The organism is Mycobacterium sp. (assembly GCF_032162105.1).
In the GTDB taxonomy this organism is placed as follows: Bacteria; Actinomycetota; Actinomycetes; order Mycobacteriales; family Mycobacteriaceae; genus Mycobacterium.
The window spans coordinates 1-8587 of record NZ_JAVRPS010000011.1; the positions used below are offsets into that span (position 1 = coordinate 1).

Sequence of the window (8587 nt, forward strand, 5' to 3'; positions counted from 1 at the left end):
CCGACGCCGACCGGATCATCAAGGAGGTCGCCGACGACATGGGCGTCGGCGACACGTTCGTCGCCACCCCAGTCGGCGTGTTCTTCGGGGCCGACGGTGCCAAGACCCCCGGTAAGACGGTGCCCGATCCGTTCTTCGGCGGTGCCGGACCGGCGCGCACCGGCTGCCTGGAATGCGGCGAGTGCATGACGGGTTGCCGGCACGGCGCCAAGAACACCCTGCTCAAGAATTACCTCGGACTAGCGGAATCCGCTGGGGCACAGGTGCATCCGATGACGACGGTGACCGAGTTCAGTCAGCGTTCCGACGGTCTGTGGCAGGTCACCACGGTGGCAACGAACGGCAAGGCACGCCGCAAGAAGAAGACGTTTACCGCATCGCAACTGATTCTGGCCGCAGGCACGTACAACACGCAGAAGCTGCTGTTCAAGATGCGGGACACCGGGAGGCTAGCCAAACTCTCCGACAAGCTCGGCGTGCTGACCCGCACGAACTCGGAGTCGATCGTCGGGGCCGCAACCATGAAGGTCGACCCCAAACTCGACCTCACCCATGGCGTTGCGATCACCTCGTCCATCCATCCCACCGCGGACACTCACGTCGAACCGGTGCGCTACGGCAAGGGCTCCAATGCGATGGGGCTGCTGCAGACCCTGATGACCGACGGGAGCGGGCCGCAGGGCACGGACGTGTCTCGGTGGCGGCAGTTCTTCGACCAGGCAGGCAAGAATCCGCGCCTGCTGTTGCGACTGCTCAATCCCCAGCACTGGAGCGAGCGCACGGTGATCGCGTTGGTGATGCAACACCTGGACAACTCGATCACCACCTTCACCAAGCGCGGACCACTCGGTGTGCGGTTGATGTCGTCCAAGCAGGGCCACGGTGAGCCGAACCCGACCTGGATTCCGGCAGGCAACGAGGTAACTCGCCGCATGGCAGAGAAGATCGACGGCGTCGCGGGCGGCACCTGGGGCGAACTGTTCAACATCCCGCTGACTGCGCACTTCCTCGGCGGCGCGGCGATCGGTGACAGCGTCGAAACCGGTGTCATCGATCCATATCATCGGGTGTACAACTACCCGACGCTGCACGTCGTGGACGGCGCGTCGATCTCGGCGAACCTTGGCGTGAACCCCTCGCTGTCCATCACCGCGCAGGCCGAGCGTGCCGCGTCGCTGTGGCCCAACCGTGGTGAGGTGGATCAGCGTCCGGCACAAGGGGAGTCGTATCGCAGGCTGGCGCCGATCGCGCCCGTGCGTCCGGTGGTGCCTGCCGAAGCTCCCGCCGCGTTGCGCCGGCTGCCGATCGAACCGGTCAGCTCTGCCGGCTGACCCGTGCCCCGGCGGTGCTCCAACCGTTCGGCCGCGAGTCGACGCGCTGCTCGCCGTCCGCGAATACCACCGCGACATCAAGGGGCAGATGCCCGATGGGCGCCGCTACCACGCGCTGACTCCCGAGACGTACTGGTGGGCGCATGCCACCTTCCAGCGGATGGTCGATCGGGTGGCGGGGCACTGGGATACGGCCGAGCTGTCGAATGCGCAGTGGGAACGGCTCTACCGCGAAGGGTGCGAGTGGTACCGGCGCTACGGCGTCAGCACCGCGCCGATGCCACCCGACCGCGCCGCGTTCGAGGCCGACTTCGACCGCTACTGCAATGACGTCCTCGAGCCGAATCCGGCGTCGGACTACCTCATCGAGTTCATCAATCGGCGGGCGGTGCCGGACATGAGCAAGTCACCGTACTTTCCCGTGTACGCAAGCCTGAAGCCACTGGCCGATCGAACACTGCCCACGTTGCCGGTTCGGATGCTGCTTGCGCCACCGTTGCGGCTGGTGATCTTCGGAGGCCTACCAAAGCCGACCCGTGAACGATTCGGCATCGCGTGGTCGAAGGCCGACGAAGTGGCATACCGGAGCGTGCGCGCCACGATCCGCCGCGGCTGGCCACTGGTTCCGCCTGCGTTCAAGTGGCACGAAGAAGCCAGAAGCGGATGGGCGCGCACTCGATCCTCGACAAAGGTGGGCAAGTGACTGACGTGGACACCGTCCCCTCGATCGCCGAACAGCTACCCACGGTGCCGACCACGACCGATGAGGCACTGGCGCGGTTCGTTGGCAACGAACCAGTCGTCGGCCCCTAGTGTGCAGGGATGACCGGAGTGTCGCCACTAGACTGAACCAGTGGAAACGGCATCTCCTCGCCCCGTGTTGGTCGTCGACTACGGTGCGCAGTACGCGCAGCTGATCGCGCGGCGCGTCCGCGAGGCCAATGTGTATTCGGAGGTCATCCCGCACACCGCGACGGTCGACGAGATCAAGGCCAAGGATCCCCTGGCGATCGTGCTGTCCGGGGGACCGGCCAGCGTGTACGCCGATGGCGCGCCGCAACTCGACCCGGCCATCTTCGACCTCGACGTGCCGGTCTTCGGCATCTGCTACGGCTTCCAGGCGATGGCCCAGGCGCTCGGCGGCACCGTGGCGCACACCGGCACCAGCGAGTACGGCCGAACCGAGTTGAAGGTCACTGGCGGACAACTTCATTCCGATCTTCCCGACACCCAGTCGGTGTGGATGAGCCACGGCGACGCGGTCACGGAAGCGCCGGACGGATTCGACGTCGTCGCGGTGAGCTCCGGGGCCCCGGTCGCGGCGTTCGAGGACCGCGCCCGTCGGCTCGCCGGCGTCCAGTACCACCCCGAGGTGATGCACACGCCGCACGGCCAGCAGATCCTGAGCCGGTTCCTGCACGAGTTCGCCGGCATTGACTCGACGTGGACGGCCGCCAACATCGCCGACGCACTGGTCGAACAGGTGCGCAACCAGATCGGCGACGGGCGGGCGATTTGCGGTCTGTCGGGCGGGGTCGACTCGGCCGTGGCCGCCGCGCTGGTGCAGCGCGCCATCGGTGACCGGTTGACGTGCGTGTTCGTCGACCACGGACTGCTGCGGGCGGGTGAGCGGGGCCAGGTTCAGCGCGACTTCGTCGCCGCCACCGGCGCGAAGCTGGTCACGGTCGACGCCGAGGAGCGATTCCTGGAGGCGCTCGCCGGCGTCACCAACCCCGAGGGCAAGCGCAAGATCATCGGCCGCGAGTTCATCCGGGCGTTCGAGGGCGCGGTGCGGGGGATCGTGCAGGACGGCGGCCCCGAAGTCGACTTCCTGGTGCAGGGCACGCTGTATCCCGACGTCGTCGAGTCCGGCGGCGGTACCGGGGCGGCGAACATCAAGAGCCACCACAACGTCGGCGGGTTGCCCGACGACCTGAAGTTCAAGCTCGTCGAACCGCTGCGGCTGCTCTTCAAGGACGAGGTCCGCGCCGTCGGGCGTGAACTCGGGTTGCCCGAGGAAATCGTTGCGCGCCAACCCTTCCCGGGTCCGGGTCTGGGAATCCGGATCGTCGGTGAGGTCACCGCCGCCCGGCTTGACACGTTGCGCCGCGCCGACGCCATCGCCCGCGAGGAGTTGACCGCGGCCGGCCTGGACAACCAGATCTGGCAGTGCCCGGTGGTGCTGCTGGCCGACATCCGCTCGGTCGGAGTGCAGGGCGACGGGCGTACCTACGGACATCCGATCGTGCTGCGGCCGGTGTCCAGCGAGGACGCCATGACCGCGGACTGGACGCGGGTGCCCTACGAGGTGCTCGAACGCATCTCCACCCGCATCACCAACGAGGTTCCCGAAGTCAACCGCGTGGTGCTCGACGTGACGAGCAAGCCGCCGGGCACCATCGAGTGGGAGTGACGGCGCCTACGTGCCGTCGGCCTCCTTGGCCGGTTCCTTCTCGATGAATTCGGCGAGCATCTGGCTGACCACGGATTCGATGGTCGCCTCGATCGAGAACGCCAGGGTCGCGCTCACCGCCGCGACCGCCTGAGTGCGGAACCGCACCAGCATCGTGATCAGTTCGGCCACTTCGGTGTCCGGCGGCAGCGGCGCCCCTGGCTTGATCCGGTGGGCCACGTGATCCACGCCGGCACGCACCAGGATTCCGCTGATCTGGTCGATCAGCGGTGAGACCTGTTCGTGGATGTCGATGAGCTTGTCGGTGCTGATGCCGTACTGACGAATCTCGTTGAACGCCTCGATCAGTTTGGGGCGTACGACGATGGCTTCGCCCTCTTCGAGCCGGACGATCCCGAGTCCAACCATGCGCTCGAAGCCCGCGTCGTGGTCGATCAGCCGCTTGGCGTCGGCGACGCTCATCCGTTCGGGCTTCTCCGTGGCCCAGCTTCCTGCGATGGCGGACTCGAGCCCGAGCATGTCGCCCAGGTTCTTGCCCTGTTCCCACGCGCTGAGCATCTCGTGCACGTGGGCGATGTTGTATCCACGGTCGAGCAGTGAAGTGATGAGCCGTAGCCGGGTCAGGTGGGTGTCGTTGAACAACGCAATGCGGCCCACCCGCAGCGGCGGGTGCAGCAGTCCCCGGTCGCGGTACACCCGGATGTTGCGGGTGGTGGTGCCCCCAAGCCGCGCCAGTTCCTCGATCCGGTACTCGCCGGACGACTCGACGCCGTGCGGTTGCACGGCGGCGTCGAACAACTGCGACACCGCCGTCTCGACGACGTCACGCGAACTCCGCCGAATCTGTTTGAGGATCGCCGATATCGCGCCCGCCTGCTGTCGCGGCTGCTTGGCGGCCACGTCAGGCCGACGACGTGATGGGGATCCGTGCGCCCCGCGCCAAGGCGTCGTAATCGCCGAGCCGGAAGTCGCGCATCTGTCGAAGATACTGCGTGGCGAACCCGGGGTACATCGACGCGTTGAATCCGTCGGCGGTCAGATACCAGCTGCTGCAGCCACTCATCCAGGTGGTCTTCGTCAGCCGCTTCTGGATCCGTTCGTTGTGACTGCGCTGGACGTCGGCGCGCACGTCGAGGTAACGCAGACCGTCGCGCAGGATCGTCGTGATGCCCGCGACGGCGTAGTCGATCTGTCCCTCGACGAAGACCAGCAGCGAGTTGTGGCCTGGGCCGGAGTTGGGCCCGGTCATGAAGAACAGGTTGGGATACCCGCTGGCGTTGATGCTCTTGTACGCCTGTGCGCCGCCCGCCCATTCGTCGGCCAACGACCGGCCACCGAGGCCGGTGACCGGATACTGAGGTCCGGTCAGGTGCACGTCGTATCCCGTGGCGAACACGATCGCGTCGAGATGGTGCTCGACGCCGTCGCTGGTGCGGATCCCCACGGGGCTCATGGTCGCAATCGGCCAGTCGATGAGCTTGCAGTTGTCGCGCTGCAGTGCCGGGTAGTAGTCGCTGGAGACCAGCATCCGCTTGCAGCCGGGCGTGAAGTCCGGGGTCAGCTGCCGGCGCAGCCAAGGGTCCTTGACCTGCCGGCGCAGGTGGGCCTTGCCGAGTCGCGCGACCAGCGAGGTGAGCGGTGAATCCCACACCAGTGCGGTCGCACTGGCCTCGTGGCCCCAGAACAGGGCTTGCCTGGCAAGTCGTTGCGCGGCAGGAACCTTCGCGAACAGTGCCTGTGCGGGCCCGGGTGTGGCGATGTCCAGCCGCGGAATCACCCAACCCGGCGTGCGCTGGAAGACCTTGACGAACGCGGCCTGCTTGACCAGCTCGGGCACGATCTGGACGGCGCTGGCGCCGGTACCGATCACCGCCACCCGCTTGCCGGTGAAGTCGTAATCGTGGTCCCAGTCGGCACTGTGAATCTTGTGGCCCTCGTAGGTGTCGATCCCGCGGACGTCCGGCCACTTGTGATCAGGCAGCGGCCCGGACGCGAGCACGACGGTGCGGGCCCGGAACCGTTTGCGCCCGTTTGCCTTTACCGTCCACACGCCTTCGTTCTCGTCGAACTCCAGGCCGTTGACCTCTGTCCCGAACTGGATCCGGCGGCGCAGGTCGAACCGGTCGACCATGTCCTCGATGTGGCGGCGGATCTCGTCGGCGGAGGAGTAGGCCCGCGACCAGGTCGGGTTCGCCACGAACGAAAACGAGTACAGCAGCGACGGGATGTCGCACGCCGCACCGGGATAGGTGTTGTCCCGCCAGGTTCCGCCGACGCGCTCGTGACGCTCCAGCATGATGAAGTCGTCGACTCCCGACTGCGTCAGCTTGATGGCCGCGCCGATGCCGGTGAAGCCGGTGCCGACGATCAGGGTGTCGAAGACGTGTTTTGCGGCAGCGCTGTTGGGCATGCCTCAGGCCGCCGGCTCGTGGGTAACCTCGTTGACCCAGCTCGGTACCGACGGCAGCAGTGGCCGCGGGTACCGGTCGGAGAGCCAGACCATCGAGTTGGCCAGCAGATGGTAGGGGTGGCGGGGGTTGGTGACCACGCCGGCGTACCGCCTGAGAAACCGGTATGTCGGTACCCGCCGGGTGGATTCGCCTCGATCGCCGAGTTCCTTGAACCGCTTCACGGCCTTGTACAGCCGCTCTGGCTCCATGCCCATTGCGACGATCTCGTTGCGGATCCTGTTGATCAGCGGCGCACCCATGATCGCGCCGATGATGAGACCCGGGGTGGCGTTGTGGCCGACGAAGTCGATCAGCAAGCGCCGGATCTTGGCGTGCCCGATCATGTCGAGTACCTCGAAATCGACCACGAGGTGCCGTGACTCGTCGTTGTTGATCTTCTCGAACACCTGGTGGCATACCGGATCGTCGACCTCGTCGAGCAGGAACTTCAGCAACGCGCCGTCGAGCGCGACCTCCAGCATCGGGATCACGGTGCCGAGTAGCGACAGCGGCATGTCGTCGGCCCAGCGGTCCAGCCAGTCGATGGCCAGCCGGATGTTGACGTTCGGTTCTGGGACTTCGCCGTCCTCGAGCATGCCCCACCGCTTCATCAGCGCGAGTTCGGCATTGGCGTGGCGCTGCTCCTCGGCGTGGAAGTAGCGGTAGATCTCCGCGATCGTCGGAGTCGGGGCCTTCTTGGCAAGTGCCGCGAAGCCGCGGGCGCCGATGTTCTCGATCCAGCACAGGTCGGCCATGAAGGCCTTGAGCTTGGGCCGCTGCACGTCGGAGATGAACTCGGCGCCCGGTGCGTCCCAGTCGATGTCGGCCAGCGCCCACTGGCGGTCCTTGATCTTCGCCAGCATCGCATCCATGTCGATAGCCATCACGAACCTCCTAGGGTGTCGTCAGACGGGTGGTCAGGCCGACGGCGCGGGTATACCCCGTCGGAGTCAAACGCTTGATGCCCCAACCGATTCTGGCGTCGGGTTGCGGCATGCAATAGAGGCCGCCGCGGTCGTGGGTGTCCAAACACGTCCGCGCCACCCGCTCCGCGGAGAACCCGGTCCAGCGCATCAGCCGGTTGGCCATCTGCGTCGACTGCTCGCTGATAGTGCCGGACTTCCCCCCTGAAACGATGATGTTGGTCTTGACGAACGTCGGGCAGAGCACCGTCACGCCGATCCCTGTGCCGGACAGTTCGGCGGCCAGGGTCTCGGAAAGGGAGAGCACGCCTGCCTTGCTGACGTTGTACGCGGCCATTCCCGGCGCCGCACCGAACGCGGCGGCCGACGCCACGTTGATGATGCCCCGCGGGCGGTCCGCGCAGCCCGCCTCACGCAGGATCGGTGCGAAAACGTGGCAGCCGTGGATCGGACCCCACAGGTTGATGCCCACCACCCAGTTCCAGTCGGCGAGGCTGGCCTGGCCGATCGGGCTGCCCCCGGCACCAACCCCGGCGTTGTTGATCACCAGGCTGGGCGCTCCGCCGAACCACGACTGCGCGCTCTGGGCCAGCTGCGTCACCTCGTCGATCGAGGACACGTCGCAGCGCAGGGCGGTTGCCTCACCCCCCTCGCCGGTGATGGCGTCCGCCGTGGCCGCAGCGGCGGCTTCGTCGACGTCGCTGCACACGATCCGACCACCCCGCCGGGCCAGCTCGTGTGCGAACGCCGCGCCGATCCCGCTGCCCGCTCCGGTGATGACCGCGTCGGCCTCGCGGCTGCGCTTGGGTGAGGATCCGAAGATGTTCAAGAGGCTTCCTCGGCCACTCGATGGATTGCGGTGTCGCGCAGCGACTTCGCAACGAACGCCGCCACCCGTCGCATGGCGGGTCTGGCCTCCGGGGTGAGCTTGGGCAATGCCTGGAACACGTGCACCTGGTCGGGCCACACCTGCAGTTCGCAGTCGCCGCCGGCCGCGGTGACGTCCTTGGCGAGCCGGCGGGCATCGGCGACCAGCATCTCGGCGCCGCCCGCCTGGATCAAGGTCGGCGGCAGCCGGCGCCCGCCCGCCACGTCGAGGGTGAGCCGGGGGTGCGTGACATCGGTTCCCGCGCAGTACAACCCGACCAGCCGCGCCGCGTCGACCGCCCGGATCGCCGGATCGCGGCGCAGCTCCTCCCGGGTACGGGCGAGTCCGAAGGTCAGATCCACCAGCGGGGAGAACAACGCCAAACCTGCGGGATGAGCGACGTCGGGCTGCAACAGCAGGTCGACGGCGAGGTGTCCGCCCGCGGAGTCACAGGCGATGACAATCCTGTCAGCCGCCAGACTCTGCTTGAGCCAGTCCCAGCCCGAGCGCACGTCGTCTGCGGCAGTGGGGAATCGGTGCCGAGGGGCCAGCCGGTAGGCGATGCAGAACACGGGCAGCCCGGTCAGGCGGGACAGCCACGC

The 8587-nt window shown here is 67.1% G+C and carries 8 protein-coding genes; 3 read left to right on the forward strand and 5 right to left on the reverse strand.

Annotated elements, in window-relative coordinates; translation table 11 throughout:
- The 3 genes from QOC69_RS00395 to guaA all read left to right on the forward strand — a co-directional run.
- On the forward strand, positions 1-1331 hold a 1331-nt coding region (locus tag QOC69_RS00395), incomplete at its 5' end, for a GMC oxidoreductase (protein ID WP_526435237.1).
- Between the two features lie 46 nt (positions 1332-1377).
- On the forward strand, positions 1378-2034 hold the full coding sequence (locus QOC69_RS00400) for an oxygenase MpaB family protein (RefSeq protein WP_526435250.1): 657 nt from the start codon (positions 1378-1380) through the stop codon (positions 2032-2034).
- A gap of 150 nt (positions 2035-2184) precedes the next feature.
- On the forward strand, positions 2185-3744 hold the full coding sequence (gene guaA, locus QOC69_RS00405) for a glutamine-hydrolyzing GMP synthase (protein WP_526435239.1): 1560 nt from the start codon (positions 2185-2187) through the stop codon (positions 3742-3744).
- A gap of 6 nt (positions 3745-3750) precedes the next feature.
- Here the strand turns inward: guaA and QOC69_RS00410 are convergent, their stop codons facing one another.
- The 5 genes from QOC69_RS00410 to QOC69_RS00430 all read right to left on the reverse strand — a co-directional run.
- The gene (locus QOC69_RS00410; RefSeq protein WP_526435241.1) at positions 3751-4644 is read right to left on the reverse strand and encodes a MerR family transcriptional regulator; all 894 of its coding nucleotides are present in this window, start codon (positions 4642-4644) and stop codon (positions 3751-3753) included.
- A gap of 1 nt (position 4645) precedes the next feature.
- The gene (locus QOC69_RS00415; RefSeq protein ID WP_526435244.1) at positions 4646-6154 is read right to left on the reverse strand and encodes a flavin-containing monooxygenase; all 1509 of its coding nucleotides are present in this window, start codon (positions 6152-6154) and stop codon (positions 4646-4648) included.
- A 3-nt stretch (positions 6155-6157) separates the two neighbouring features.
- Positions 6158-7078 carry a ferritin-like domain-containing protein gene (locus tag QOC69_RS00420; RefSeq protein WP_526435246.1) on the reverse strand — a complete coding sequence of 307 codons (921 nt, stop codon included), beginning with the start codon at positions 7076-7078 and terminating at the stop codon, positions 6158-6160.
- Between the two features lie 10 nt (positions 7079-7088).
- Positions 7089-7940: an SDR family NAD(P)-dependent oxidoreductase gene (locus QOC69_RS00425; protein WP_526435252.1), complete on the reverse strand. Its 852-nt coding sequence runs from the start codon at positions 7938-7940 to the stop codon at positions 7089-7091.
- A 2-nt stretch (positions 7941-7942) separates the two neighbouring features.
- On the reverse strand, positions 7943-8587 hold a 645-nt coding region (locus tag QOC69_RS00430; protein ID WP_526435248.1), incomplete at its 5' end, for an alpha/beta hydrolase.

Bases quoted from the DNA above. Each gene is read 5' to 3' on its own strand.
- QOC69_RS00415 (WP_526435244.1), bottom strand. From the start codon at position 6,154: ATGCCCAACAGCGCTGCCGCAAAACACGTCTTCGACACCCTGATCGTC.
- QOC69_RS00420 (WP_526435246.1), bottom strand. From the start codon at position 7,078: ATGGCTATCGACATGGATGCGATGCTGGCGAAGATCAAGGACCGCCAG.